This is a genomic window from Thermopolyspora sp. NPDC052614, from assembly GCF_040678635.1.
GTDB lineage: Bacteria > Actinomycetota > Actinomycetes > Streptosporangiales > Streptosporangiaceae > Thermopolyspora.
Genome location: NZ_JBFATZ010000004.1, coordinates 240,920 through 266,818 on the forward strand (window position 1 = coordinate 240,920; position 25,899 = coordinate 266,818).

Below are 25,899 nucleotides of genomic sequence, written 5' to 3' on the forward strand. Positions count from 1 at the left end.
CGCCTTGACGATCTTCTGGGGCCACGTTCCGGCCGTCGGCGGAAGGAGACCCGGGTGCCATTCACGCTGAGCCACGTCTCCGCGGTCGTGCCGCTGATATCGCGGACCTCCATCCGCCGCTACCTCGACCCGTGGACGCTGGCGCTGGGTTGCATGGCGCCCGACCTGCCGCTGTTCCTCCCCGGCGTGGCCCTCTACCGGCAGTTGCACTCCCCCACCGGGGTCCTGCTGTACTCGATCCCGCTGACGCTCGCCATCTTCGTGATCTTCCAGTGGCTGTGCCGCGACCCGCTCACCGCCCTGCTGCCTCCGTCGATCGCGGGCAAGGCGGCCGCACTGCCGCGGCCCTCATGGCGACGCCTCCCCGCCCTCGCCGCCGGGGCGATGATCGGTTTCGGCACGCACGTCCTGTGGGACTCCTTCACCCACTCCTGGCACGGTCTGTACTGGGACTGGGCCTGGCTCGACGCGACGGTCCACGGCTCGATCACCGTCTACCGCGTCCTGCAGTACTCGTCGTCGATCATCGGGCTCGGCGTGCTCGCGTGGTGGGCGCTGCGCGGCCTCGCCCGTCAGGAGGCGCGAGCCGTACCGGCCCGGCTGGTCCTGCCCCCGTCCGTACGGCACGCCGTCCTAGCCGTGACCGCCCTCGGCACCTGCCTCGGGGGACTGCTCTGGCCCACGGTCATCGACCCGCCCAGAGTCCCGAGCTGGGCCGGCATCGCCGTCAAGTTCGGGGCGGGTGTCATCGCGGGCTGCTGCCTGGTCCTCATCGCGTACGCCGTCCTCTGGCACGCCACGAGGCCGCTCCGCGCGGTCGGCGGAGCCGTTGGCGACGGGCTGCCCGGCGAGCACGGCCACCCGTGACCGGGCAGGCCAGGCGGCCATCTCCAGATCGATGGGCTCCGCCGACCGGCGCGCTTCCTGAAAGCCGCTGATCTTCAGAACGACCGCGGCGGCCAGCACGGCCGCGACGATGTAACAGACGGCGCCGGCGACCTCGACCCGCGCCGCGTCCCGCAGTGACGGCAGGTGCTCCGCGTCCGTCATGGGTTCGACCAGGCCGTCGATCAGCAGGGCCATCAGCAGTGCGGACCACCAGGCCCACACCAGGCCGGCACGACGGGCGAGCGCGAGGCTGGGGGCCTTCTCCAACACCCCCGGCTTCGAGGAGATCCAGATGTCCTCCACAATTTGCCGGGGAAACCATAAACACACGACCGGAACAACCCACCCGAGGACCAGCCATGGCTTGGCTCTCCGGTGCCGCCAGGGTGTCAGCATCTCGGCGTTCGCGCGGGCCTGAAACAACCAGGCCCAAAAGGTTATTCCGGTGGCAACGAAAACCCCCATCGCCACCAGTTCGGTGGAGAAACCGAGAATGAAGCCCGCTTCGATCTGCACATCGTCGGCGGAGCCGGAGGAGTCGATACTCTGCTCGATGAGAACGGCGTACCGCGCGCTGAGAACGGCCGAGACCATTTCGACCAGGCAGTCGAAGGCCAGCATGACGACGACCACCATCGCCACACCGCGAATGGGCCGTAAAGGAATGGGAGGTGTTGCCGGGTGCATGAGGGTCTCCCCAAGTGAGGCAAGCAGACCGATCATTATCCTCGGCACCGTACCGGCCTCAGCCGCCCAAATCCCTCATGCGCAACGCTATCGTGATCATTACGCGTACTTCGGGCACCACACGACGTGGAACGCGCGCTGGAAGACGACGTTGCCGTTCAACCGCAGGGCGACAGCCACGTGAAGCAATATCCGGGTAGGAGCTCAGTGGTCGTGGATCCGGAGGGATGGGCCAACCCCACGAATGCGTCCGGAGGTCTGCGCCCAAAATTTCAATCAACGGACGTCAACCGTCGTGGCACCCGGCGACGCCGGATGACATCCGTTGATCGCAGGCGATGCGTCCCACCGGGATTCACCCACGGTGATCCGCGGTTACAGGACGGGCAGGTAACGGCCCAGTTCGAATTCGGTGACCTGGCGGCGGTATTCGGCCCACTCGGCGCGCTTGTTGCGGAGGAAGAAGTCGAAGACGTGCTCGCCGAGGGTCTCGGCGACGAGTTCGCTGCGTTCCATGGCGGCGATGGCCTCGTCGAGGCTCTGCGGGAGGGGCTTGATGCCGAGGGCGCGGCGTTCGCCGCTGGTGAGGGCCCAGACGTCGTCCTCGGCCCCGGGGGGCATCTCGTAGCCCTCCTCGATGCCCTTCAGGCCGGCGGCGAGGATCACCGCGAAGGCGAGGTAGGGGTTGCAGGAGGAGTCGAGGGAGCGGAACTCGATGCGGGAGGAGTTGCCCTTGTGCGGCTTGTACATGGGCACGCGAACCAGGGCGGAGCGGTTGTTGTGGCCCCAGCAGATGTACGCGGGGGCCTCGCCGCCCTGGCCGGCGGTGGCCTCGGCGCTGCCCCACAGGCGCTTGTAGGAGTTCACCCACTGGTTACAGACGGCGGTGATCTCGGCGGCGTGCCTGAGGAGGCCGCCGATGAACGAGCGGCCGACCTTGGAGAGCTGGTACTCGGCGCCGGGCTCGTAGAAGGCGTTGCGGTCGCCCTCGAACAGCGACATGTGGGTGTGCATGCCGGAGCCGGGGTGCTCGGTGAACGGCTTGGGCATGAAGCTGGCCCAGATGCCCTGCTCCAGCGCGACCTCCTTCATGACCAGGCGGAAGGTCATGATGTTGTCGGCGGTGGTGAGGGCGTCGGCGTAGCGCAGGTCGATCTCCTGCTGGCCGGGGGCGCCCTCGTGGTGGCTGAACTCCACCGAGATGCCCATCGACTCCAGCATCATGATCGCCTGGCGGCGGAAGTCGTGGCCCGCGCTGTGCGGGGTGTGGTCGAAGTAGCCGCCGGAGTCGATCGGCTCGGGCTTCTCGCCGACCTCGGGCTTGCGCTTGAGGAGGAAGAACTCCACCTCGGGGTGGGTGTAGAAGGTGAAGCCCATGTCGGCGGCCTTGGCGAGGGTGCGCTTGAGCACCCAGCGGGGGTCGGCGTGCGAGGGCGAGCCGTCCGGCATGAGGATGTCGCAGAACATGCGGCCCGCGCCCGGGGACTCGCTGCGCCAGGGCAGGATCTGGAACGTCGAGGGGTCGGGCTTGGCGAGCATGTCGGACTCGTAGACGCGGGCGAAGCCCTCGATGGCCGAGCCGTCGAAGCCGATCCCCTCCGCGAACGCCCCTTCCAGTTCGGCCGGTGCGATCGCCACGGACTTGAGGAAACCGAGCACGTCGGTGAACCATAGCCGGATGAACCGGATGTCGCGCTCCTCGAGCGTGCGCAGAACGAATTCCTGCTGGCGGTCCACGGCATACCTCTCTAACAACCGGACGTGATCGACATCGTCGTCGTCGCGCTGGCGGTCAGCGGAAGAGACATGTCAGGTCTCTTCCAGTCTGCCCTTCGCGTGTTTCGCACACGTTACGGCAGCCAGTAGTGAGATGACCAATCGGTGCTGTACTTGACCGCGAAATTCGTGGATCCGGGTACGGCACGAGCCTGCGGGGCAGGCAGCCCACCTGCGCCGACGACTGCTATGGCGGAATCATGCGCAATATCGCCCGGTTTGTGACATATACGGCCACGGCGTCCGCCATGAGCGGATAACCTCCCGGCACAGGGGGAGGAACGGCGCGGCGAAGGGTTGATCGGGGTGACGGGGATCGCACCGGTGGGGACGGAGGGCGCCACCGCGAAGACGGGGCGGGGTGAGGCGTCCGACGCGGGTGAGCCCTCGGGCGCGACGCCGGACATCCCGGGGTACGGCCGGGGCATCACGCTCGCCCGGTCGGCGGCGGTCGTGGCGGCGGTGGCGTCCCCCGCGTTGATCATCGCGGCTCTGGTGATTCAGGCCGCGCTGCCGCCGGAGTGGAGGCCGGAGATCCCGGCCACGCCCGAGGTCGGGGCCGGGCTGACGTTTCCCGCCGTCGGCGCGTTTCTCGTCCACCACCGGCCGAGACTGACCATGGCGTGGATGATGATCGCCGGCGGCCTGGCAGGGGGCGTGGCCGAGATCTGCTCGGCGCTGATGCTGCGCACGGCGGCGGACGGTGACCTGGTCACGGCCGGTTATCTGCGCTACGGCCTGGCGGTCGGCTGGGCGATGTGCGGGCTGCTGCTGGCGACGCTGCTGCCGCTGGTCTCCCCCGACGGGCGGCTGCCGTCCCGCCGCTGGCGGCCGGTGGCCGTAGTGTGCTCGCTGCCCATCCTCGTCGAGATGGCGCGCATCATCGTCCGTCCCCGCCCGGTACGGCCGGAATTGCCCGCCGTGGTGGCGAACCCGCTGGAGATCCCCGCGCTCGCGCCGTACAACGCGGCGATCAGCCAGTGGGCGTGGGTCGGCATTCTCGCGGCGATCGTGGTCGGGCTGCTGTCGCTGGCGGCGCGGTTCCGCCGGGCCGGGCCGGAGCCGCGGCGGCAGATCGCCTGGCCGCTGCTCGGCTTCACCGGGTACGTGGTCTTCCTGCTCATCGGTCCCCCGGTGTGGCACGTCGCCACGGTCTGGGCGGCGCTGATCCCGGCCGCGATCGCGTTCTCGGTGACCCGCTACCGTCTGTACGGCATCGACACGGTCATCAGCCGCACGTTCGTCGCGGCCGGGCTACTGGCGGTCGTCGGCTCGGTGTACTTCGCCGCCGGGGCCCTGTCGAGCCTGGTGGTGTCGGAGTACGACCGGATCGCCGGGCTCGTGGCGGCGCTGTTCGCCGGGGCCGTCTTCCAGCCGCTGCGGCGGCGGCTGCAGCGCCTCGTCGACCGCATGCTGTACGGCGACGCCGGCGATCCCGGCCGCCTCGCCGACCGGCTCACCCGGGAGTTGCACCAGGCCGACCCCGCCGAGGCGCTGGCCTCGGTCGTCGCCGTGCTGCGCGACGGGCTCGCGGTGACCGGGGCGGCGGTCGAGGTGCCCGACGGCCGCCCGTCGTACGTGGAGAGCGGCATGGTCGGGTCCGCTCCCCGCCGCATTCCGCTCATCTGGCACGGCGAGCGGGTGGGCAGCCTCCTGCTCGGCCCGCCCGGTCCGCGCCGCTTCTCCGCCGCGCACGGCGAGCGGGTGCTGGCGGCACTCACCCCGCACGCCGCCGATGTGGCGCACGCCGTACGCATGGCGGCCGACTTGCAGCGTTCCCGGGAGCGGATCCTCGGCGCGCGGGAGGAGGAACGCCGCCGTCTGCGCCGCGACCTGCACGACGGGCTGGGGCAGAGCCTGTCGACGATGGCGATGACGCTGAACATGGCCCGGATCCAGCTCAAACGCTCCCCGGACTCGGCCGACGAGCTGCTGATGGGGCTGCGCAGCGGTATGGACGCGGTCGCGGGCGACATCCGCGAGCTGGTGTACGGGCTGCGCCCGCCCGCGCTGGACGATCTCGGCCTGGAGGGGGCGATCCGGGCGCTCGCCGGCGAGGCTCCGCCGCAGACGGCCGTGGTGGTGAGCGGCGATCTCGGTGGCCTGCCCGCCGCCGTCGAGGTGGCCGTGTACCGGATCGTGCAGGAGGCGCTCACCAACATCCGCCGCCACGCGAACGCCACCGCCGCCCGCATCGACATCCGCCGCTACGCGGGGGATGGTGACCGAAACAGGGGTCTGGACGGCGACCGAAACGGGCACCGGGCGGGGACCCGGGCCGAGGGCCGATTCGGAGCCCGCGCTGAGGACCGGGTTGAAAATCGGGATGGAGACCGGATCCAGAACGAGGACGGTCACCGAGTCCAAGGCCGGGATGGCGGGTCGTCCAGGGCCGGAGATGGGGGTGACCTCCGGCCCGGCGGCGACGGATCCGGGGCGGCGGGTCACGGCACCGTGCTTCGGTTGCGCGTGGCCGACAACGGAATCGGCCTGCCGTCGCGGCCGCGCTCGGGCGTGGGCCTGACCTCCATGCGCGAACGCGCCGCCGAACTCGGCGGCACCTGCTCGGTGATCTCCGGCGAGGCGGGCGGCACCCTGGTCGAGGCGATGTTCCCCTACGGCTGACGATCTTCACCCGCGGCATGTACCAGCGGCGTCGCGGGGCCGTACGCTTGCGAAGCAATGTTGACATTTCATGTTCTCGGACCGTTCGAAGTACGGCGCGGCGGATCGCCCATCGATCTGGGCGGGCATCGCCAGCAGTCGGTGCTGGCGCGGCTGGTGGTCGCCGGGGGCCGTGCCGTACCGATGAGCGTGCTGATCGACGAGTTGTGGCCGGGCGAGCCTCCGACGCAGGCGTTGTCGACGATCCAGGGGTACGTCTCGCGGCTGCGGCGGGCGCTTGAGCCGGATCGGGCGCCGCGGGAGGAGGCGGCGGTGCTGGTGTCCGCGCCGCCCGGGTACGCGCTGCGGACCGATGCCGGGCAGGTGGACGCCTGGCGGTTCGAGGACCTGGTGAAGAACACCCCGGCGGACGACGCCGCGCGGGTGTGGGAGCGGATGGGGACGGCGGTCGGCCTGTGGCGGGGGCCGGCGCTGGCGGAGTTCGCCGAGCTGGGGTGGGCGAAGGCCGAGTCGCTGCGGCTGGACGCGTTGCGGCTGGTGGCGGTGGAGCGCCGGGCCGAGGCCGGGCTGCGGCTGGGCGAGGCCCCGGCGATCGTGCCCGATCTTGAGGCGCACGCCTCGGCGCATCCCCTGCGCGAGGAGGCGTGGCGACTGCTCGCGCTGGCGTTGTATCGCGCCAAACGGCAGGGTGACGCGCTCGGGGCGCTGCGCCGGGCGCGCACGTTGCTACGCGAGGAGCTGGGACTCGACCTGGGGGTGGAACTCCAGCGACTGGAACGGGACATCCTCGCGCAGGCTCCGCATCTGGACGTCGATCGGGCCGCCGCGCCTAACGCGGCATCGGGCGCGAAACCGGGCACAGGGGCCATGTCCGCCGCCGTCCGAGACGCCGGATCGGCCATCGGCCCGGATGCGGCGGCCGGATCCGCGCCGGGGTCGTCCGCCGACTCCTCCGGGGAGCCGGGTCCGAGCGGTGTGAACGGCATCCTGCGGGTGGCGGTCGCCGACGACCAGGCGCTGGTGCGTACGGGGCTGCGGACCATTCTCAACCTGGAGCCGGGCCTGGAGCACGTGGGCGAGGCCGAGGACGGGGAGCGGGCCATCGCCCTGGTCCGCGACGTCCGGCCGGACATCGTGCTGATGGACATCCAGATGCCGCGCCTGGACGGCCTGGCCGCGGCCCGCCGCATCCTCGCCGACGGCGACCCGCCCAAGGTCATCGTGATGACGACGTTCGGCACCGACGAGAACCTGTACGCGGCGCTGCGCGCCGGGGTGAGCGGCTTCGTGCTGAAGACCTCGCCCCCCGAGCGGCTCGTCGCCGCGATCCGCGCCGCCGCCGAGGGCAGCGCGCTCATCGACCCGGTCATCACCACCCGCCTGATCGCCTCGTTCGCGGGCCACAGCGACCCCGCCGCCCCCGCCCCGCTCGCCGGTCTGCCCGACGCCGACCTGGACCTGATCAAGCTGGTCGTCCGAGGGCTGACGAACGCGCAGATCGCCGAGACGCTCGCCGTCCCGGAGGCGGACGTCGCCGCCCGCGTCACCGCCCTGCTGCACCGGCTCGGGCTGCTCGAACGCGCCCAGCTCGTCGTGCTCGCCTACGAGACCGGACTCGTCACGCCGCGAACCTGAACGATCCCTCCCCCTCCCCGGGTCGCCCCCTCCCCAGGTCGCCTCTGCGGAACGGACCGTACGCTGGGTCTCGTGGCCCAACTGCGTATAGCCCTGGCACAGACCGATCCGGCGGTGGGAGACCTCGCCGCCAACGCCGACAAACTGCTCAAATGGACGCGCCGCGCGGCGGATCGCGGCGCGCATCTGGTGGTCTTCACCGAGATGTTCCTGACCGGATACCCGGTGGAGGACCTGGTGCTGCGCCGCTCGTTCGTCGACGCCTCGATCGCCACCCTGGAGGCGGCGGCGCGGCGGCTCGCCGACGAGGGGCTGGGCGAGCTTCCCGTCGTGGTCGGGTACGTCGACCGGGCGAACCTGGAGCCGCGCGTGGGCCTGCCGAAGGGGACGCCGCTCGACGCCGCCGCGCTGCTGCACCGGGGCCGGATCGTCACCCGTACGGCCAAGCACCATCTGCCCAACTACGGGGTGTTCGACGAGTACCGCTACTTCGTGCGCGGCGACCGGCTGCCGGTCTTCCGGCTGCACGGGGTGGACGTGGCGATCGCCATCTGCGAGGACCTGTGGCAGGAGGGCGGGCCGGTGTCGGTGGCCGCCGAGGCGGGGGCGGGGCTGCTGGTGGTGCCGAACGCCTCGCCGTACGAGCGGGAGAAGAACGACGTGCGGCTGGAGCTGGTCGCCCGCCGCGCCCGCGAGGCCGGCTGCCCGGTGGTGTACGTCAACCAGGTCGGCGGGCAGGACGAGCTGGTCTTCGACGGAGACTCGCTCGTGGTGGACGCCCAGGGCCGGTTGCTCGCCCGCGCGGGCCAGTTCGTCGAGGACCTGCTCGTCGTGGACCTGGAGCTGCCGGCCGCCTCCGCCGACGCCCGCCCCGGCCGGTTCACGGTGGACGCCAAGGACGGCACGATGATCACGGTGGAGCGGCTGGAGCTGTCGGCGGACCCGGTCGCGCCGTACGCTCCCGAGCCGCCGCGGATCGCCGACCGGCTCGACGACCTGGCCGAGGTGTACGCGGCGCTCGTGCTGGGGGTGCGCGACTACGTCGCCAAGAACGGCTTCTCGTCGGTGATCCTCGGCCTGTCCGGCGGCATCGACTCGGCGCTGACGGCGACGATCGCCTCCGACGCGCTCGGCCCGGACCGGGTGCACGTGGTGCTGATGCCCTCGCGCTACTCCTCCGACCACTCGCTCACCGACGCCCACGAGCTGGTGCGGCGGCAGGGCGTGCACGCGCGGGTCGCCCCGATCGCCGAGATCGTGAACGCGGTGGAGAAGGAGATCGACCTGCACGGGCTGGCGGAGGAGAACCTGCAGGCCCGGATCCGCGGCGCGGTGCTGCTGATGGGCCTGTCCAACGAGCACGGCCACCTGGTGCTCACCACGGGCAACAAGAGCGAGCTCGCCACCGGCTACTCCACCATGTACGGCGACGCGGCCGGCGGCTTCGCCCCGATCAAGGACCTGTTCAAGACGATGGTGTGGGACCTGTCCCGCTGGCGCAACGCGCAGGCGGGCCGGGAGAACGAGTTCCTGCACGGCTTCGCCGAGCCGCCCATCCCCGAGCACTCCATCATCAAGGAGCCCAGCGCCGAGCTGCGGCCCGACCAGCGGGACACCGACTCGCTGCCGCCGTACGAGATCCTCGACCGGCTGCTCATCGACTACGTGGAGCGGGACATGGGCCGCGACGAGCTGATCGCCGCGGGCCACGACGCGGAACTCGTCGCCCGGGTCATCCGCATGGTGGACCGGGCCGAGTACAAGCGGCGGCAGTACCCGCCGGGGCCGAAGATCACCCCGAAGAACTTCGGCCGCGACCGCCGCCTGCCCATCACCAACCGCTGGCGCGAGACGGCGCCTTAGCGGCACTCGATGGCGTCGAATCCGCTCCGGTGCCGGACGCCCCGCCCCCTTCGCCGATCAGCCAGGGGGATCCTGCTTTCGGCGGGTGAGCCGTTTCCGTCGGCCTATCGCCTGAAACGACCGGTCGCCTGCGCGGCGCCGAGCCGGAATCTCTCACAAGAAGAAGTCCGGCGCATGGCCGCGCAGGCAGGTCGTGCACAGGTCCACCCCCGCTGCTCTACCCCCCGGCTTTACCCCCGGCTTTACCCCCAGCGAACCCCCGGAACAGGGCCTCGACGATGCGCTCGGGGAGGTCGGCGGGGGGTTCGTTGCCGTGATTCCACTTGGTGAAGTAGAGCATCGCGCCGATGATGGCGGACATGGCGACCTTGATGTCCAGGTCGGGGCGGAGCTCCCCGCTGTCCACGCCGCGTTGCAGCATATCCCGCAGTACGGCCCGCCGGGGCTCGATGGCGAGCTTGTGGAAGCGCTCCGCCAGGTCCGGGTAGCGTTCGCGCTCGCGCAGCGCGACGTTCATGATGCACCGGGCGCGGGGGTGCTCCGACTCGTTCTGCATGAGTCTGAGGTAACCCACCAGCGCGTCGCGCGTGGACCGGTCGCCGAAGTCGGGGACCGGGGCCTTGAGCGTGGTGAGCGCGTCGAGGACCAGATCCTCCTTGCTGGACCAGCGGCGGTAGATCGTGGTCTTGCCGACGCCCGCCCGCTGCGCGATCGCCTCGATCGATAGCTCGGACAGGCTCAGGCCCTCGGCGAGCAGGTCGATGACCGCCGCGATGATCGCCTTTTCGGCCTTCTCGCTGCGGGGACGGCCCGGGGCGCGGGCGGCCACGGCTTCGCGCTGCGTCGTCATGATTACCTCACCCTATCGTTGTCTGCTTCTCCGATACCGTTGTCTGCTTCTCCGATTCGATGGGCTGCTGCGCGAAGGGCTCGGCGGGCGCGGCCTTCTTCCCGGGCAGCCACTTCAGCACGACCAGCGCGCCCAGCAGGGCGATGACGGACGCGGCGAGCGCGGTGACGTGCATGCCGTCGAGGAAGGCGTGGTTGGCCGGCTCGATCAGGGCCGCGCCGCGCGGGCCGAGGTTCTGGGCGACGGCCATGGTCGCGGCGAGGGACTCGCCGGCCGCGTGCCGTACGGCCTCGGGGAGCGCGGTCAGCGCGGGTGCGACGCCGTCGCGGTAGATGGCCGACAGGAGCGAGCCGAGCACGGCCACGCCCATCGCGCCGCCGACCTGGCGGATGGTGTTGCTCATCGCCGAGCCGACGCCGGCCTTCTCACGGGGCAGCGCCTCCATGATCGCCGTGGTGGCGGGCGGCATGAGGTTGGCCATCGCGGCGCCCTGCACGAAGAACAGGACCATGAGGACGGGGATCGGGGTCTGCGCGGTCAGCAGGGAGTAGCTCGCGAGCACCCCGGCGACCACGAGCATGCTCACCGTGGCGGTGGGCCGGGGGCCGAAACGGGCGTTGATGCGCTGGCTGAGCGGGGAGAACAGCAGTTGCGCCGTCGCGAACGGGATCATCAGCGCGCCCGACTGCAGCGGGCTGTAGCCCAGCACGACCTGCAAGTAGAACACGAGGAAGAACAGCGTGCCCATCATGGCGAAGAAGACCATGCCGATCAGCGCGACCGCGGTGGAGAAGCGGGCGTCGCGGAAGTAGCGCACGTCGAACGCCGGGTGGTCGATGCGCCGCTCGTACCAGACGAACGCGGCCAGCATGAGCACGCCGAGCACGACCGGCGCGAACACCTGCGGGCTGGCGACGGTGGCGAGCTCGCCGCCGCGGATGATGCCGTACGTCAGGGCGACGAGGCCGACGATGGACAGCAGCACGCCGATCGGGTCGAGCTTGGCCGGCATGGGGTCGCGCGACTCGGGGACGAGCACGGCGATCAGCACGATGGCGATCAGCACCACCGGCACGTTGATCAGGAAGACCGAGCCCCACCAGAAGCTCTCGATGAGCAGGCCGCCGGTGATCGGCCCGACCGCGACGGCGAGGCCGACGCCGCCGGCCCAGATGCCGATCGCCTTGCCCCGCTCCTGCGGCGGGAAGACGTTGGAGATGATCGCGAGCGTGGCGGGCATGATCGCGGCGCCGCCGATGCCCATCAGCGCCCGGGCCACGATGAGCTGCGTCGGGTCTTGGGCGTACGCGCTCGCCAGGGATGCCAGGCCGAACACCGCCATGCCGATCAGCAGCATGCGTTTGCGGCCGGTGCGGTCGCCGAGCACGCCAAAGGTGAACAACAGACCGGCGAAGACCAGCGTGTAGGAGTTGATGGCCCATTCGAGCTGGCTCTGGGTGGCTCCCAGACCTTCGACGGGGTCCGCGATCGTCTTGAGGGCGACGTTCAGGATGGTGTTGTCCAGCACGACGGTTAACAGGCTGAGCACCATCACGGCGAGGATTTGCCAGCGGCGCGGGTGCGCGGATTGCGCGGATTGCTCCACAACAACTCCAAACGGATTTCGATACGGGCGTGTTTCGCTACGCTACCGTAGCGCACCCATAATGCGATACGCAACCGTTGCGTTTCGATTCCTTCGGAGGTGTTCGCGCACAGCGAGACCAGCGGCGGGGTGAAGGAGCGGGGGCGGGGGTGTTGTACGTGACGGTGGCCGTGCCATCATCGGAGACGTCCGGGGACGCCACAGGGGCGCCTCGAGGCTTGGAGGTATCGATGTCCTCTGCTTCCACATCGTCCGCTTCCCTTGTCACCGCCATCGACCGGTCGACCGCGCTGTACGGCGGCCAGGCTCGGCGCAGGGTGACCGTGCGCGACATCGCCGCCGCCAAGGAGCGCGGCGAGCGGTGGCCCATGGTGACCGCGTACGACGCGATGACGGCGCGGGTGTTCGACGAGGCCGGGATCCCCGTCCTGCTCGTCGGCGACTCGGCCGCGATGGTCGTCTACGGCTACGACACGACGATCCCGGTGTCGGTCGACGACCTCATCCCGCTCACCGCCGCGGTGGTGCGCGGCTCCTCCCGCGCCATGGTCGTGGCCGACCTGCCGTTCGGCTCCTACCAGGCCTCGACGCAGCAGGCGCTGGAGTCGGCCGCACGGTTCATGAAGGAGGCCGGGGCACACGCCATCAAGCTGGAGGGCGGTCGGCGCGTACTGCCCCAGATCGAGGCGCTCGTCTCGGCCGGCGTCCCGGTGATGGGTCACCTCGGCCTCACCCCGCAGTCGGTGAACGTGCTGGGCGGCTACCGGGTGCAGGGCCGGGGCCAGTCCGGCGACGAGCTCATGGCCGACGCCAAGGCCCTGGAGCACGCGGGCGCCTTCGCGGTCGTGCTCGAATGTGTCCCGGCCGAGCTGGCCGAGCGCGTCACCGCCGCGCTGTCGATTCCCACCATCGGCATCGGCGCGGGTCCCGGCTGCGACGCCCAGGTGCTCGTCTGGCAGGACATGATGGGGCTCAACACCCGTCCGGCGAAGTTCGTGAAGAAGTACTTCGACCTCGCGGGCGAGATGGACCGCGCGGTGCGCGCCTTCGCCGACGAGGTCGCGACCGGCTCCTTCCCCTCGGCCGAGCACAGCTACGCCTGAGCACGCCGCCCCGCTCGTCCCCGCCGTCAGGCGAGCGTGGCGAGGTCGGTGTTGGCGCCGCAGACGATCACGGCGACGCGCTCACCCGGCGAGCGGCGGTACGCGCCGGAGAGCAGGGCCGCCGGCGCGGTGGCTCCGGCGTACTCGGCGGCGATCCGGTAGGAGCGCCACAGTTCGCGGCGGGCGGCGATGATGTCGTCGTCGGAGACGAGCAGGCTCCGCACGCCCGCCGCCGTGGCCGCGTCGAACGCGACCCGGCCGACGCGGCTGGCGCCGAGGGAGTCGGCCGCGACGCCGGAGACGTTCACGGTGACCGGGCGACCGGCGGCGAGGGCGTCGTGCAGGGTCGGGATCAGCTCGGGCTCGACCGCCACCACCCGGGCGCGGCCCGCCACGGCGGCGGTCACGCCCGCGATGAGGCCGCCCCCGCCGACGGCGACCAGGATCGTGTCCACTCCCCCGGTCTGCTCCAGGATCTCCAGGCCCGTCGTGCCCGCCCCGGCGGCGATCTCGAACTGGTCGTAGGCGTGGAGCTCAAGCGCGCCGGTGTCGGCGGCGCGCTTGACCGACGCCTCGTAGGCGTCCGAGTAGATCGCGCCGGTCTGCGTGATCTCCGCGCCGAGCGCGCGCAGCCCGGCGACCTTGACCGGGCTGGTGACCTCGGGCACGAAGATCTCCGCCCGTACGCCGAGCGTCCCGGCCGCGTACGCCACCGCCAGGCCGTGGTTGCCGCCGCTGGCGGCGATGACCCCGGCGGCGGGCAGCAGACCGGCCTCCCGCGCGCTCAGGATGCGGTTGAAGGCGCCCCTCGCCTTGAACGACCCGCTGTGCTGCAGCGTCTCCAGCTTCAGCCACAGCCCCGGCTCGACCTCCACCACGGGCGTACGCCGGGCGTACCCGGCGATCCGCTCCGCCGCCCGCTCGACGTCGGCCCGCGCCGGTGTCGCCGCGCCGTCCACTCGCCTCACAACTCCCCCGCTATCAGTCGTTTGATCTCGGCGATGCGCTCCTCGTCGCGGCGGTAGAAGACCCACTGCTTGATGCGCCTGCCGCGGATCAGCCCGGCCCGTTCGAGGATCTTCAGGTGGCCCGTCGCGCTCGGCTGCGTCATGCCGAGCTTGTCGGCCAGGTAGACCGAGCAGACGCCGTCCTCCACCAGGTCGCCGTCCGTCTGCGGCGGGAAATGGGCGACGGGATCCTTGAGCCACTCCAGGATGCACAGCCGCCGCTCGCTGGCGAGGGCCCGCATCACGTCCACCGGAAGCACTGAGGAATTTTCCTAAGTTCCGAATGGTCCTGTCAATCCCGGTCCCCGCCGGAGTGCGCGCCGAGCCGGGCCGAGATCAGGCCCGGCAGTGCTCCAGCGCCTGCTCGAAGTCGGCCCACAGGTCCTCGGGGTGCTCGATGCCCACCGACACGCGAACCGTGCCCGCGCCGATGCCGACGGCGGCCAGTTCCTCGGCGTCAAGGCCGCGGTGCGAGGTCGTCGCCGGGTGCAGCACAAGCGTCTCCACGCCGCCGAGCGAGGGGGCCAGCAGGGCGAGCCGTACCGACCGCATGAAGGTCTCGCCCGCGGCCCGCCCGCCGACCAGGTCGAAGGAGAACACGCCGCCGAAGTCGGGCAGCAGCTTGGCCGCCAGCGCGTACGACGGGTGGGTGGGCAGGCCGGGCCAGTGCACGCGGGCCACGGCCGGGTGCTCGGCGAGCCGGGTGGCGAGCAGCCGGGCGTTGGCGCAGTGCCGCTCCATGCGCAGCGGCAGCGTCTGCATGCCGCGCAGGGTGAGCCAGGCCGCGAACGGGTCGGCGGTGCTGCCCAGCTCGACCGCGAAGTGCCACACCCGCTCATGCAGCTCCTCGGTGGCGAAGACCGCGACGCCGCCGAGCACGTCGGTGTGGCCGCTGAGGTACTTCGTGGCGGAGTGCACGACGATGTCGGCGCCGTGCTCGATCGGGCGGCACAACATCGGCGAGGCGAAGGTGTTGTCCACGACCGTGATCACACCCGCCTCGCGGGCCACCGCGCACATCCCGGGCAGGTCGGCGACCTGGGTCATCGGGTTGGCGATCGTCTCCAGGTAGAGCATCCGGGTCTCGGGGCGCAGCGCGGCCCGGACCGCCTCCGGGTCGTCCTCGGGCACGTACGTCACCTCGACGCCGAACCGGGCGGCCAGGTCGGCCACGACCGCGGCGCTGCCGCCGTACAGGGCCCGCTGCGCGATCAGGTGATCGCCGGCCTTGAGCAGGCCGAGCAGCACCGTGTTGATCGCCCCCATGCCCGAGCTCGCGGCGACGCCGCCCACCCCGCCCTCCAGATCCGCGACCGCCTGCTCCAGCGCCCGCACCGTGGGGTTGGACAGCCGCCCGTAGACGAACGCCCCGTTCGGCCGCCGCATGCCCTCGGCGAACACGGCGGGGTCCTCGAACACGAAGCCCGAGGTCTGGTAGATCGGGATCTTTATCGGGCCACTGCCCTCCAACGACGGCTGCGGCAGGTGGACGGTACGCGTTTCAGGGCGCAAGGGATTCATAGAGTAAGAATGACCTTAATAGCGCTATTTGTCAGTTTTAGTCCGCCATCGCCGCCACCGATGACAACCATATGCGATCGATCGCTCACGTTGCGAATCCATCGGTCCGCGGGCATCATCAAGGACATGGCCAAGGTCTTGGACAAGCACGAGCACATGACACCACCCGTCACGGTCGATCCACGGGCGGAGTTGGAGCAGAGGTGGAGACAACTCTGCGACGAACTACCCGATCACCGTGTTGAGATCATTTACCACCGGATCGTGATATCCCCCATGCCCGGCCCGAAACACAATGACGTGATCTTCCTCCTCATCGAGATGCTCATGCCCTTCACCAGGCTGCGTGGCTGGCGCCTGTGGCCGGACGCGTCCCTGTTCCTCGGCACGAACATGGACCGATACCGCCCCGACCTGACCGTCGTGCCCAGAAACCCGCGCCTGTGGGGTGAGCACGAGGTCCACGCCGACGACGTGCTCCTCGCCGTCGAAGTGGTCTCACCGAGCAGCCAATTCGACGATCACACGCTGAAGCCGAACTTCTACGCGCGGTCCGGCGTCCCGCTCTGTCTCGTCGTGGACATATACGACGCAAGCCTCCGACTGTTCTCCGAGCCGAGCGCGGAAGGCTACGGCAAGGAGCACAAGGTGGCGTTCGGGCAGCCCCTCGAACTGCCCGGTCCCATGGACGTCACCCTCGACACCGAGGTGCTCTGGGAGGCGCTGCGCCCGGAGCAGGCGCAGTGAGCTAAAAGTGAGGCCACAAGTTAGGCCACACGTGAGGCCATGAGTTAGGCCAGAAGTACGGTCAGACGTCGGTGATGCGTATGCCGGCGTGGGCCTTGTAGCGGCGGTTGATCGAGATGAGGTTGGCGGTGAACGCCTCGATCTGGCCGGAGTTGCGCAGGCGGCCGCCGTAGACGCCGCGGACGCCGGGGATGCGGCTCGCCAGGGCCTGGACGGTGTCGGTGGCCTCGCGGTCGTCGCCCAGCACCAGGACGTCCAGGTCGACCTCGTCCACGCCGGGGTCGAGCAGCAGCACCGCCGACACGTGGTGGAAGGCCGCCACGACCCTGCTGTCCGGCAGTACGGCCTGGGCCTGCAGGGCGGCGCCGCCCTCCTCGACCGGCAGCGCGTAGGCGCCCTTGGCGTCGAAGCCGAGCGGGTTCACGCAGTCCACCACGATCTTTCCGGCGAGCGGCTCGCGCAGCGCCTCCAGCGTGGCCTTGTGGCCTTCCCAGGGCACCGCGACCACCACCACGTCCGCCTCGGCGGCGACGACGGCGTTCTCCGCGCCGCGCACCTTCACGTCCAGGCTCGCCGCCGCCTCCTCGGCCCGCGCGGCGCTGCGTGAGCCGATCAGCACCGTGTGCCCGGCCAGGGCGAACCGGCGGGCCAGGCCCTTGCCCTGGTCGCCCGTGCCGCCCAGGATCCCGATCGAAAGTCCGCTCACGTCCGGCAGTTCAATGCTCATGGTGTAGATCCTGCCAGGTGGCGGGGAAACCGGGAGCGCCGGGTCCGGTGGGAACGGGCGTTCGCGGGACGTATGGCCGACGCTGCGGCACGATATGGGGCATGGACGCGGCTTCGGTGGCCTTCCTGCGTGAAGTGCTGTCCTCGGCCTGGGTGGAGGGCACCCGGCGGCTCGGCCGGGCGCTGCGCTCCACCCGGTCGCCCGGCGGTCTGCTCGTGGTCGGCACGCCGGAGGAGGATCCCTGGCATCTGGCCGCGCATCTCGACGACGAGGCGCGGCTGTCCGGCCTGCCCCAGCTCACGCCCACGCTCGTGCGCTGGTCGCCGCCGCCCGGCGCGCCCGCGCACCTGTCGATCGGCCTGGAGCGCGTCGAGGCGGCCCGGCGCGGCGAGACGCTGCTCGTCGTCGCCGAGGACCCGGCACCGGCGCCGCTGCTGGAACGCGTCGACGACGCCCGCCGTACGGGGGCGACGATCCTCGCCTTGGACGGCGGCGACCCCGAGCTGGAGGGCCTCGCCCACGAGGCGCTCGCCGTGCCCAAGGCGGCGCCGCTCAGCTTCGACGCCGCCCAGCACCTGGTGAGCATGGCCGCGGGCGAGCCGCCGCAGCACCGCCTCGGCCTGCGCGAACGCCTCGCCCGCCTCGCCGACCGCGTCACCGGGCCATACGTCCCCGAGTGACGGGTTACGGCCTCGGCGTTCCAGGGTGATGCCCGGCGGCTTCAATCGTCGTCCCATTTCTTGTCGTCCTTCCGCCAGGCCTCGTTGCGCTCGGCGGCCGTCTGGAGGGCGGCGGCCGCCTGCGCGCGGGTCGGGTAGGGGCCCATGCGGTCCTTGTTGGGGCAGCCTTCGTCGGGCTCCACCCGCATGTGCTTCAGGCAGAACCACCAGCGCTCGGTGATCTCCCCGTGCAGGTCCTCGTTCCACTCCTCGCTCACCGGGCCTCCTCGGCACTCGTCCCCGCCGCGTCTCCGCTGCGATCCTGCCCTGCCGCGAGCGCAATTAGACTTGCCGTCATGACGACCACTCTCCGGCCGGGGCGGATCTCGCCCCAACGCAAGGTCCCCTCCTCCATCGAGCGCCCAGAGTACGTCGGCAGGAAACAACCGCGCAGGGGCGAGACCGACGTGCAGACGCCGGAGACGATCGAGCGCATGCGGGTCGCGGGCAGGATCGCCGCGCAGGCGCTGGAGGAGGTCGGCAGGCACGTCGCGCCGGGCGTCACCACCGATGAGCTCGACCGGATCGGGCACGAGTTCCTGTGCGACCACGGGGCCTACCCCTCGACGCTGGGCTACCGCGGCTATCCCAAGTCGCTGTGCACCTCGATCAACGAGGTGATCTGCCACGGCATCCCCGACGACACCGTGCTGCGCGACGGCGACATCGTCAACGTGGACATCACGGCGTACATCGGGGGCGTGCACGGCGACACCGACGCCACGTTCCTCGTGGGCGAGGTGGACGAGGAGTCGCGGCTGCTGGTGGAGCGCACGCGCGAGGCGATGATGCGGGCCATCCGGGCCGTCGCGCCGGGCCGCCAGCTCAACATCGTCGGCCGGGTCATCGAGGCGTACGCCAAGCGGTTCGGCTACGGGGTGGTGCGCGACTTCACCGGGCACGGCATCGGCGAGACGTTCCATTCCGGGCTGATCGTGCCGCACTACGACGACCCGTCGCTGACGCGCACGCTGGTGCCGGGCATGACGTTCACGATCGAGCCGATGCTGACGCTCGGCACGATCGACTACGAGATCTGGCCGGACGGGTGGACGGCGGTGACCAAGGACCGCAAGCGTACGGCCCAGTTCGAGCACACCATCCTGGTCACCGAGAGCGGGTACGAGATCCTCACCCTGCCTTAACCGGTCCTCATCCTGCCTTAGTCCGCCCTGCGCCGCACCGGTCGGCGGCTCAGGAGGTGAGGGCCTCCGCCGGGATGAAGCCGCTGACGGTGGTGCCTCCGCCGGGCACCGAGTTGACGGTGAGCCTGCCGCCGATCTCGGCGAAGTACGCCCGCATCGCGACCAGGCCGCGCCCGGTCGTCCAGGACGGGAAGCCGTGCCCGTCGTCGCTGACGGTCAGCCGCAGGCCGCTCGGGCCGACGGTGAGGGCGACGGACACCGTCCGCGCCCTGCTGTGGAGCGCCACGTTGTCGAGGGCCTCGCGCACGGTCGCGTAGACGTTGGCGACCACACGAGGGGACGGCTCGCGCCGGGGCAGCGCCCACACCTCCACGGCGATGCCGGTGCGTTCGGACCACTCCGCGAAGTGGTCCTCCAGCATCTGCGAGAGCCCCCGGTCCCCTCGCATGCGAAGTTCCTCATGCACCTACGTCCCCCGACCCTCCTGAGCGCGTCTCGGCGGCGACACGTTCGCCTCCCCACCCCGGCCATGAGCGCGTCGATCAACTGTGACGTTACCGGCTCACGCTCGACGAGTGATTGAGAACGGTCAGGCATCCCGGCGGCGGCCCCCCACCTCCGACGCGTGACGCCCTCTCCAGGAAACGCTACCCAAAGGTATGTCGCAGCACTCCGGAAAGTTAGGGCTCCATAGCCTCGCGGGTTACCCGGCCCCGTCCGACTTGTTCAGCCGCGCCAGGTACTCGTTGTAGGCGTCGAGTTCGGCGTCCCCGGTGCCGCCGGTGCGGGCGGCGACCGCGTCGGCGCGGCGGTCGGCCTGGCGCGCCCGGCGCTCGTCGCTCTGGTACCACTGGAAGGCCAGCGCGATCACCACGATCAGCGTGGGGATCTCCCCGAACCCCCAGGCGATCCCGCCTCCCGCCGACTGGTCCGCCAGCGACGACGCCCCCCACGTACGGCCGAGCTGGACGTACCACTCCTCGGCGATCACCGTGGTCATGCTCATCAGCGCCACGCCGAAGAACGCGTGGAACGGCATGGTGACGAACAGCAGCAGCAGCCGCCAGACGTGCGGCAGCGCGTGCGGGGCCGGATCCACTCCGATGATCACCCAGAAGAACAGCGAGCCGGCGGCGAGGAAGTGCGCGGTCATCGCGATGTGGCCCAGGTGCTCCTGCATCGCCGCGGCGAACAGCGGCGTGAAGTACAGCGCGTAGGTGGACCCGACGAAGATGATCGTCGCGTACGCGGGGTGGCCCACGACCTTCATCACGCGGCTGTGCAGGATCACCGTCAGCCACTCGCGCGGGCCGCGGTCGCCGCGGCGCGCGGCCGGTTTGAGCGCCCGCAGCGCGAGCGTGACCGGCGCGCCGAGCACCAGGAAGATCGGCACCAGCATGGAGAGCACCATGTGCTCGGCCATGTGCACGCTGAACAGCACCGGCGCGTAGCGGGCCGCGCCGCTCTGGGTGGCGATCACCAGGATCACCACGCCGGTGAACCAGGACAGGGTGCGCGCCACCGGCCAGCGGTCGCCGCGGCGGGCCAGCCGGACCACGGCCGCGCCGTACAAACCGGCGAGGGCCGCGGCGACGACGGCGAAGAACAGGTCGAACCACCACAGCGTCGCCAGGTTGGACAGCGAGACCGGCGGCGGCAGGGGGTAGCCGAGCAGTTCGAAGGCCCGGTCGACGGGCGCGTCCACGGGCGGCGTCGCGGTCCGCGACAGGGCCACGGCCAGGCCCATCGTCGCGGCCATGAGCAGCACCTCGCCGGTGGCCAGGTTCACGAAGGCCCGGGAGCGCCCGGCGGCGATCTCCGGCAGGGTGCGGCGGCGGTGCCACCAGCCGATCACGCCAAGACCGGCGAAGGCGAGGGTCTTGAACACGATCAGCCAGCCGTAGGAGGAGGTGACCAGGTCCGTCACCGACGTCAGCCGGGCCAGGGCGCTGAACAGGCCGGACAGGCCGACCCCGACGAAGCACCACAGGGCCGTGCGGGAGAACCGCGCCGCGGCCTCGGGCAGGTGCCGCCCGCCGCGCAGGGCGTGCACGCACAGCACGCCGAGCCCGCCGATCCACAGCGCGAGCAGCAGGATGTGGAAGGCGACCGAGGTGGTCGCCAGGCCGTGGTTGGGGGCGCTTGACGAATGGCCGGTGAGCGGCGACGGCAGCAGGGTGATCAGGGCGAGGACCAGCATCCCGGCCGAGGCTCCCGCCGTGATCGCGCCCCGGGCGAACAACGCGATCGCCACGGCGAACAGGACCACGAGCACCAGCGCGACGCCCTGCTGGGTCTGCCCGGCGAAGCTGGTCAGCTCGTTCCCGGCGAGCAGCTCGCCGACCGGCATGCCGAGGGTGTCGGAGACGGTCAACACGAGCGTGGCCGCGGCGGCCCCGGACCAGGCGAGCGCGCTCCAGGAGGCGGCCTTGACGTAGCCGAGCGCGTTCTTGCCGAGCATGCCCTTGTCGCTGGGCAGGAACGCGGTCGCGGCGAGCAGCAGCCCCACGGTGAGCACGCCGGCGACGTCCATGGCGAGCTTGGACACCGGCAGCATCCAGCGGGTGAACATGCCCTGGTCCGGCAGGCCGGGGATGATGCGCGGGTTCGCGGCTCCTCCGGCGACCATCGCCACCACCAGCGCGCCCGCCGCCAGGCACGCGGCCGAGATGATCAGCCGCGCCGTGCCGCCCCGCCCGACCGGCCCCGCGGTCCGCTCGTCCCGTCCCTGCCCGCTCGCCGTCTTCATGTCCTCGACTTCATGTCCTTGTCGTCATTTCCTCGGCGTCATGTCCTCGTCGCCACGTCCTCGTCGCCACGTCCTGGTCGTCACGTCCTCGGCGTCACGTCCTAATCGTCATGTCTTCGGCGTCACGTCCCGGTCGTCACCGCTCTCCGGCTTCGTCGCCGTTCCCGGCGGGGCCGCTCACTGTTCCCCGGTCGTCTTGGCGTCCTCGGGCGTCTTGTCGCCGGTCTTCTTGGGCCGCAGGCTGATGGCGAGGCCGATGCCGACCCCGGCCAGGCCGAACACCACGATCCACAGCCACACCGGCACGCCGCCTTTTTGCTCCTCGGTCAAGGCCAGCGTCGCCGCGGTGGAGGCGGGCGGCGCGGTGGACGGTGCGCCGGCCGCCCCGACGGCGCTCGCGTCCGGCGAGCTGGTCGTGTCGGCCGAGGCGGTCGCGTCCGGCGAGTCGGTCGCGTCCGGCGTCGCGGATTCGCTTTCGGCGGGCTCGGGCGCGACCACGGTGAACGGGATCTCGCCTTCGACCGGGTGCCCGTCCGCCGAGACGACCCGGTAGGCGATCGTGTACTTGCCCGCGGGCAGGTCGTCGACGACGTCCTGGGTCACGATCCGCCCGTCGGCCTTCGCCTTGCCGTCGTGGACGTTCTTTCCGCCGGGGCCGCGGACGATCACGGTCGGCAGCCGTACCTGCTCGGTGAACTCCAGCTCCACCCGCTCCAGCTTCTCGACCTTGGCGTTCTTCGCCGGGTCGCTGCGCTTGAGGGTCGTGTGAGCCAGGGCGGGCGCGGCGAGCACGGTGCCGAGCAGGACGCTCACCAGTACGGCGAGCGCACCGGCCGACACGGCCGCGAAGGATGAGGTCCTCATAACGTCACCAGGCTACCGATGCGGGGGCCCGGTCTCGACGCCACCGGCGTAATCCACGGGCCGACGGGCCAAGGCGGGCGGGACCGCGCACCGCGCCACGCTCCCCCTTAATCGTTGGCCACCAGGTCCACCGAGTGAGCGCGCGATCAGGGGCGCACATGGGCGAGCCGCCCGATCGGAGAGAGGTCGATCGGGCGGCTCGCTGAGGATCGTGAGGGGGATCGCGGGGTGGATCGTGAGGTGTTACAGGCCGACTCCGGCGAGGGCGCGCTGGTAGGCCTCGGCGCTGGCCTCCTCGTCGTCGAGGTTCTCCAGCGCCGCCGCGGCGGTGACCCAGCCCTGGGTGATCGAGCGGGAGACCGGGGCCTGGCCGAGCCATTCGGCGGCGGCGGACAGCTCGCTCGCCGCGGCGTCGTCCCTGCCCAGCCGCAGGTAGGCGTGGCCGAGCACGAGGCGGGCCTCGGCGCGGGGGCCGCGGGCGTTCTCCTTGAGCTTGCCGAGGGCCTCGATGGCGTACTCGGCGGCCTTCTCGTTGTTGCCGAGGGCGAGCTCGGCCTTGGCGAGGTAGACGTTGCACAGCGCCCGGTCGGTGATGCTCGCCGACGTCTCGTTCAGTTCGGCCTTGGCGCGTACCAGCAGGTCGCGGCAGGTCTCGGCCTCCTCGGGGCGGATGCGCAGCAGCAGGTAGGCGTAGGCGCCGCGCACGCGGGCGAGGTTGCGGGCGTCGCCGTTCTCGGAGTGGATGGCCAGGGCGCGCTCGGCCAGGGCGAGGGCCTCGTCGCCGCGCCGGGTCTGCTCGGCGACGATGGCGGCGTTCCAGCAGGCGGCGACGGTGGCCCGGGGGGTGCCGAGCTGCTCGGCCGCGGCCAGCAGCTCGCCGGAGAACTGCCGGGCCCGCAGCAGGTCGCCGCGCTCGATGTAGGCGAGCAGCAGCGTCGCCCCCAGCTCCACCAGCTCGTCGCTCCAGGACGGCCGGTCCTCGCGGCCGAGCATGCGCTCGCCGACCCGCACCGCCGCGGTCAGGTCGCCCTGCTGCCGGTAGCAGCGGCACAGCGCCAGCGAGATCGCGATCCGCCGCTCGGTGGCGAGGTCCTCGGACTCCAGCAGCCGCACGTGGACCTCGATGGCCTCCTCCAGGTCGCCGCAGGCCTCGGCCGCGAGGGCGTAGCCGTACTCGGCGTCGAGGCGGAGCTGGGCAAGGCCGGCGAGGCTGGGGTCGGCGCGCAGCTCGGCGAAGCGGGCGCGTGCCTCCTCCACCTCGCCGTTCTCCAGCGCGAGCCGGGCGAAGCGGAGGCCGACCTCGATCTCCTCCATCTGCTCGGCGGTGACGCCGTTGAGCAGATAGGTGAGCGAGCATTCGAGCTTGGCGGCGAGCAGTTCCAGGACGGCCGGTGTCGGAGTACGCTTTCCACTCTCGATTAGGGAAACGTAGCTATCCGACAGCTCCGGATGTGCGAGTTGGGCTTGCGACAGACCGCGCTGACGGCGCACCGTCTTGATTCGCTGGCCCACGAGATCTTGACTGCTCACCGGCACCCCTAAGATGTTCCGAGCCGTACGACACGACGGGAGTCAACATGCGCCGACGCCTCGCCCTCATTGGTCTGGCCGTTCTGACCGGTCTATCGGTCGCGGCCGCAGGGACCAATGCTACGACTATCACAGCCAACAATGCGACGTTTTCCGCGTCACCGATCCGGCTTATGGACCTGCCATTCGGCTGCTGCTGACGTTTCTTGATTCAGTTCGCCCGCAGGGCCAGGAACAGGTCCACCCGGTCGGCCATCGAGGAAAGATCGCGGCCGGTCAACTCCTCGACGCGTCGAATTCGATATCTAACCGTGTTCACATGGATATGAAGCCGGTCGGCGCAGGCGTGCCACGACCCGGCGCATTCGAGGAAAGTCGCCAGGGTCCGCACAAGCTCCGACTGGTGCCGCCGATCATAATCAAATAAAGGATCAAGCAGTCGCGCGGCGAACGAGCGCCGGACGTCGTCGGGCACCGTCGCCAGCAAAAGATCGTGTGTGTAGATCTCGTCGCTCGTCACGACGCCGCCGCCGCGCGACTCGGCCATCCGCCGGGCGTGCCCGGCCTCCTCCACCGCCCCGCGCACGGCCCCCGGCCCCCGCACCGCGGCGCTCACGCCGACGGCCGCGCCGGCGCCCGCGAGAGCGGGGGCCAGGGCCTCCACCCCCGCGCGCAGCCGCTCGGCCAGCGCCCTCGCCGTCTCCGGCGGTCCGCCGGGCGCGCCGGAATCCCCGGGTACGGCGAGCGGCACGATCGCCACCGCCCCGTCGGCCCCCGCCACCGCCACGACCCGCCGGTCGAGCAGCTCCTCCAGCACCTGCCCGCCGAGCGCCGCCGGATCCGGCCCCCGGGTCGCGCCCGGCCGCCGCACCGTGGCCGCCACCACCGCGTACGGGTCGCCCGCCTCGATGCCGCAGGTGCGCAGCCGCGCGGCCAGCTCGACGGGCTCGGGATTCGCCGAGCAGGCCAGCCCGATGAGCTGGGCGGCGAGGCGGCGCTCGACCCGCCGCCCCTCCTCCTGCCGGTTGCGCTCAAGCGCCACGCACGCGGCCAGTTCGAGGCCGACGTCGACGCCCGGCTCCCCCGCGCACGCCAGCACCCACCCGGCCGCCCGGTGCGACCGGTCCACCGCGAACAGCGTGTACGCGCCGCCGCCCACCCGCGCGACGTGCGGCAGCTTGGCCGCGCCCAGGTACTCCCTGGCCAGCCGCCCCGCCAGGGCGGGCAGCTCGCCCGGCGCCACGCCCAGGGAGCCCGCGATCGGCGTGCCCGCCGCCGAGATCACCCCGCCGGTGATGCCCAGCTCGCTCGCCGTCAGCGCCAGCAGCTCCTCCAGCCCGGCCCCCTCGGCCACGGCGGCGACGATGCGCCGGTGGCGGCCGAGGGCGCTGCTGAGCTCCCCGGCCCGCGCCCCGGTCAGCCGGCGGTTCACCTCGTCCACGATCGCACCGAACGACACCTCGACGGGCACCTCGATCAGCGGCAGCCCGCGCGCCCGGCACGCCTCGACGAGCGCGCCGGGGATGTGCCCGAGGCGGGCGTCCCCGGCCCCGAGCGCCGCGACGCCGGCCGCGGCGAGCACGTCGGCGAACCGGCGGCAGTCGGCGGGCTCGTCCAGCCACATCAGCCCGGTCAGGACGAGTTCTCCACTGGCGACGTAGCGTCCGGGATCGGGCAGATCGGTCACCTGCGCGCCGCCGATCACCCGGTCCAGGTGCTCCTCGCCCCAGAGCAGCCGCAGCTTCAGGTGCGGAATGGCCAGAAGATCGCGAATGCGCACGTACCAAGACTAATCCCCCGCCTTTGGAGGAACCTCCAACGACGGGCCCCGCCACGCCCCCGCGCTTCTCCGCGACG

The 25,899-nt window shown here is 71.3% G+C and carries 21 protein-coding genes and 2 pseudogenes; 8 read left to right on the forward strand and 15 right to left on the reverse strand.

Features of this window, described 5'->3' with window-relative positions:
- Window positions 1-54 precede the first annotated feature (54 nt).
- Window positions 55-867, forward strand: coding sequence for a DUF4184 family protein (locus tag AB0K60_RS10680; RefSeq protein WP_364051239.1), 813 nt, complete (start codon window positions 55-57; stop codon window positions 865-867).
- Window positions 868-945: 78 nt separating this feature from the next.
- Here the strand turns inward: AB0K60_RS10680 and AB0K60_RS10685 are convergent.
- The 3 genes and pseudogenes from AB0K60_RS10685 to AB0K60_RS10695 all read right to left on the reverse strand — a co-directional run.
- Window positions 946-1,611 (reverse strand): annotated as a pseudogene (locus tag AB0K60_RS10685) (DUF4328 domain-containing protein); the annotation flags it as partial.
- Window positions 1,612-1,680: 69 nt separating this feature from the next.
- Window positions 1,681-1,755, reverse strand: a pseudogene (locus AB0K60_RS10690) (IS200/IS605 family transposase); the annotation flags it as partial.
- Between the two features lie 195 nt (window positions 1,756-1,950).
- Window positions 1,951-3,312, reverse strand: a complete 1,362-nt coding sequence (locus tag AB0K60_RS10695) for a glutamine synthetase family protein (RefSeq protein WP_364051242.1) — start codon at window positions 3,310-3,312, stop codon at window positions 1,951-1,953.
- A 345-nt stretch (window positions 3,313-3,657) separates the two neighbouring features.
- Between AB0K60_RS10695 and AB0K60_RS10700 the strand changes: the two genes are divergently transcribed.
- The 3 genes from AB0K60_RS10700 (at window position 3,658) to AB0K60_RS10710 (ending at window position 9,474) form a co-directional block, all read left to right on the forward strand.
- A complete protein-coding gene (locus tag AB0K60_RS10700) occupies window positions 3,658-5,976 on the forward strand; it encodes a histidine kinase (protein ID WP_364051245.1) in 2,319 nt (772 codons plus the stop codon).
- Between the two features lie 57 nt (window positions 5,977-6,033).
- Window positions 6,034-7,611, forward strand: a complete 1,578-nt coding sequence (locus AB0K60_RS10705) for a BTAD domain-containing putative transcriptional regulator (RefSeq protein ID WP_364051248.1) — start codon at window positions 6,034-6,036, stop codon at window positions 7,609-7,611.
- A gap of 72 nt (window positions 7,612-7,683) precedes the next feature.
- Complete coding sequence (locus AB0K60_RS10710) at window positions 7,684-9,474, forward strand: NAD+ synthase (RefSeq protein WP_364051251.1); 1,791 nt, start codon at window positions 7,684-7,686, stop codon at window positions 9,472-9,474.
- A 217-nt stretch (window positions 9,475-9,691) separates the two neighbouring features.
- On the opposite strand, the gene AB0K60_RS10715 is transcribed toward AB0K60_RS10710, so the two are convergent.
- Complete coding sequence (locus AB0K60_RS10715) at window positions 9,692-10,324, reverse strand: TetR/AcrR family transcriptional regulator (RefSeq protein ID WP_364051254.1); 633 nt, start codon at window positions 10,322-10,324, stop codon at window positions 9,692-9,694.
- A gap of 7 nt (window positions 10,325-10,331) precedes the next feature.
- Complete coding sequence (locus tag AB0K60_RS10720) at window positions 10,332-11,930, reverse strand: MFS transporter (protein WP_364051257.1); 1,599 nt, start codon at window positions 11,928-11,930, stop codon at window positions 10,332-10,334.
- Between the two features lie 230 nt (window positions 11,931-12,160).
- Between AB0K60_RS10720 and panB the strand changes: the two genes are divergently transcribed.
- A complete protein-coding gene (gene panB, locus AB0K60_RS10725; protein ID WP_364051260.1) occupies window positions 12,161-13,033 on the forward strand; it encodes a 3-methyl-2-oxobutanoate hydroxymethyltransferase in 873 nt (290 codons plus the stop codon).
- A 26-nt stretch (window positions 13,034-13,059) separates the two neighbouring features.
- Here the strand turns inward: panB and AB0K60_RS10730 are convergent, their stop codons facing one another.
- The 3 genes from AB0K60_RS10730 to AB0K60_RS10740 form a co-directional block, all read right to left on the reverse strand.
- Window positions 13,060-14,001 (reverse strand): threonine/serine dehydratase, encoded by a 942-nt coding sequence (locus AB0K60_RS10730; protein ID WP_364051263.1) that lies wholly within the window; start codon window positions 13,999-14,001, stop codon window positions 13,060-13,062.
- A complete protein-coding gene (locus tag AB0K60_RS10735; RefSeq protein WP_364051266.1) occupies window positions 13,998-14,300 on the reverse strand; it encodes a metalloregulator ArsR/SmtB family transcription factor in 303 nt (100 codons plus the stop codon). The genes AB0K60_RS10730 and AB0K60_RS10735 overlap by 4 nt, the downstream gene beginning before the upstream one ends.
- 76 nt (window positions 14,301-14,376) lie before the next feature.
- Entirely contained in the window at window positions 14,377-15,561 is a 1,185-nt protein-coding gene (locus tag AB0K60_RS10740) for an aminotransferase class I/II-fold pyridoxal phosphate-dependent enzyme (RefSeq protein WP_364051269.1), read from the reverse strand.
- 126 nt (window positions 15,562-15,687) lie between these two features.
- Between AB0K60_RS10740 and AB0K60_RS10745 the strand changes: the two genes are divergently transcribed.
- A complete protein-coding gene (locus AB0K60_RS10745; protein WP_364051272.1) occupies window positions 15,688-16,308 on the forward strand; it encodes a Uma2 family endonuclease in 621 nt (206 codons plus the stop codon).
- A 61-nt stretch (window positions 16,309-16,369) separates the two neighbouring features.
- Here AB0K60_RS10745 and npdG read toward each other — a convergent pair whose 3' ends face one another.
- Window positions 16,370-17,035 carry an NADPH-dependent F420 reductase gene (gene npdG / locus AB0K60_RS10750; RefSeq protein WP_364051275.1) on the reverse strand — a complete coding sequence of 222 codons (666 nt, stop codon included), beginning with the start codon at window positions 17,033-17,035 and terminating at the stop codon, window positions 16,370-16,372.
- A 101-nt stretch (window positions 17,036-17,136) separates the two neighbouring features.
- Between npdG and AB0K60_RS10755 the strand changes: the two genes are divergently transcribed.
- Window positions 17,137-17,715, forward strand: coding sequence for a hypothetical protein (locus AB0K60_RS10755; protein WP_364051278.1), 579 nt, complete (start codon window positions 17,137-17,139; stop codon window positions 17,713-17,715).
- Window positions 17,716-17,756: 41 nt separating this feature from the next.
- On the opposite strand, the gene AB0K60_RS10760 is transcribed toward AB0K60_RS10755, so the two are convergent.
- A complete protein-coding gene (locus AB0K60_RS10760) occupies window positions 17,757-17,972 on the reverse strand; it encodes a hypothetical protein (protein ID WP_364052111.1) in 216 nt (71 codons plus the stop codon).
- Between the two features lie 78 nt (window positions 17,973-18,050).
- Between AB0K60_RS10760 and map the strand changes: the two genes are divergently transcribed.
- Window positions 18,051-18,899 carry a type I methionyl aminopeptidase gene (gene map / locus AB0K60_RS10765; protein ID WP_364051281.1) on the forward strand — a complete coding sequence of 283 codons (849 nt, stop codon included), beginning with the start codon at window positions 18,051-18,053 and terminating at the stop codon, window positions 18,897-18,899.
- 49 nt (window positions 18,900-18,948) lie between these two features.
- On the opposite strand, the gene AB0K60_RS10770 is transcribed toward map, so the two are convergent.
- The 5 genes from AB0K60_RS10770 to AB0K60_RS10790 form a co-directional block, all read right to left on the reverse strand.
- Window positions 18,949-19,347, reverse strand: coding sequence for an ATP-binding protein (locus tag AB0K60_RS10770; RefSeq protein WP_364051284.1), 399 nt, complete (start codon window positions 19,345-19,347; stop codon window positions 18,949-18,951).
- Between the two features lie 255 nt (window positions 19,348-19,602).
- Window positions 19,603-21,648, reverse strand: a complete 2,046-nt coding sequence (locus tag AB0K60_RS10775; RefSeq protein WP_364051287.1) for a cytochrome c oxidase assembly protein — start codon at window positions 21,646-21,648, stop codon at window positions 19,603-19,605.
- 177 nt (window positions 21,649-21,825) lie between these two features.
- The gene (locus AB0K60_RS10780) at window positions 21,826-22,512 is read right to left on the reverse strand and encodes a copper resistance protein CopC (RefSeq protein ID WP_364051290.1); all 687 of its coding nucleotides are present in this window, start codon (window positions 22,510-22,512) and stop codon (window positions 21,826-21,828) included.
- A gap of 243 nt (window positions 22,513-22,755) precedes the next feature.
- Window positions 22,756-24,042, reverse strand: a complete 1,287-nt coding sequence (locus AB0K60_RS10785) for a helix-turn-helix transcriptional regulator (protein ID WP_364051293.1) — start codon at window positions 24,040-24,042, stop codon at window positions 22,756-22,758.
- 211 nt (window positions 24,043-24,253) lie between these two features.
- On the reverse strand, window positions 24,254-25,822 hold the full coding sequence (locus AB0K60_RS10790; RefSeq protein ID WP_364051296.1) for a PucR family transcriptional regulator: 1,569 nt from the start codon (window positions 25,820-25,822) through the stop codon (window positions 24,254-24,256).
- Window positions 25,823-25,899: the final 77 nt, after the last annotated feature.

Excerpts from the sequence above, each read along its gene's own strand:
- AB0K60_RS10705 (WP_364051248.1), top strand. The coding sequence starts at position 6,034 with ATGTTGACATTTCATGTTCTCGGACCGTTCGAAGTACGGCGCGGCGGA.
- AB0K60_RS10715 (WP_364051254.1), bottom strand. The coding sequence starts at position 10,324 with ATGACGACGCAGCGCGAAGCCGTGGCCGCCCGCGCCCCGGGCCGTCCC.
- panB (WP_364051260.1), top strand. The coding sequence starts at position 12,161 with ATGTCCTCTGCTTCCACATCGTCCGCTTCCCTTGTCACCGCCATCGAC.
- AB0K60_RS10740 (WP_364051269.1), bottom strand. The coding sequence starts at position 15,561 with ATGAATCCCTTGCGCCCTGAAACGCGTACCGTCCACCTGCCGCAGCCG.
- AB0K60_RS10745 (WP_364051272.1), top strand. The coding sequence starts at position 15,688 with ATGGCCAAGGTCTTGGACAAGCACGAGCACATGACACCACCCGTCACG.
- npdG (WP_364051275.1), bottom strand. The coding sequence starts at position 17,035 with ATGAGCATTGAACTGCCGGACGTGAGCGGACTTTCGATCGGGATCCTG.
- AB0K60_RS10755 (WP_364051278.1), top strand. The coding sequence starts at position 17,137 with ATGGACGCGGCTTCGGTGGCCTTCCTGCGTGAAGTGCTGTCCTCGGCC.
- map (WP_364051281.1), top strand. The coding sequence starts at position 18,051 with ATGACGACCACTCTCCGGCCGGGGCGGATCTCGCCCCAACGCAAGGTC.
- AB0K60_RS10770 (WP_364051284.1), bottom strand. The coding sequence starts at position 19,347 with ATGCGAGGGGACCGGGGGCTCTCGCAGATGCTGGAGGACCACTTCGCG.
- AB0K60_RS10775 (WP_364051287.1), bottom strand. The coding sequence starts at position 21,648 with ATGAAGACGGCGAGCGGGCAGGGACGGGACGAGCGGACCGCGGGGCCG.
- AB0K60_RS10780 (WP_364051290.1), bottom strand. The coding sequence starts at position 22,512 with ATGAGGACCTCATCCTTCGCGGCCGTGTCGGCCGGTGCGCTCGCCGTA.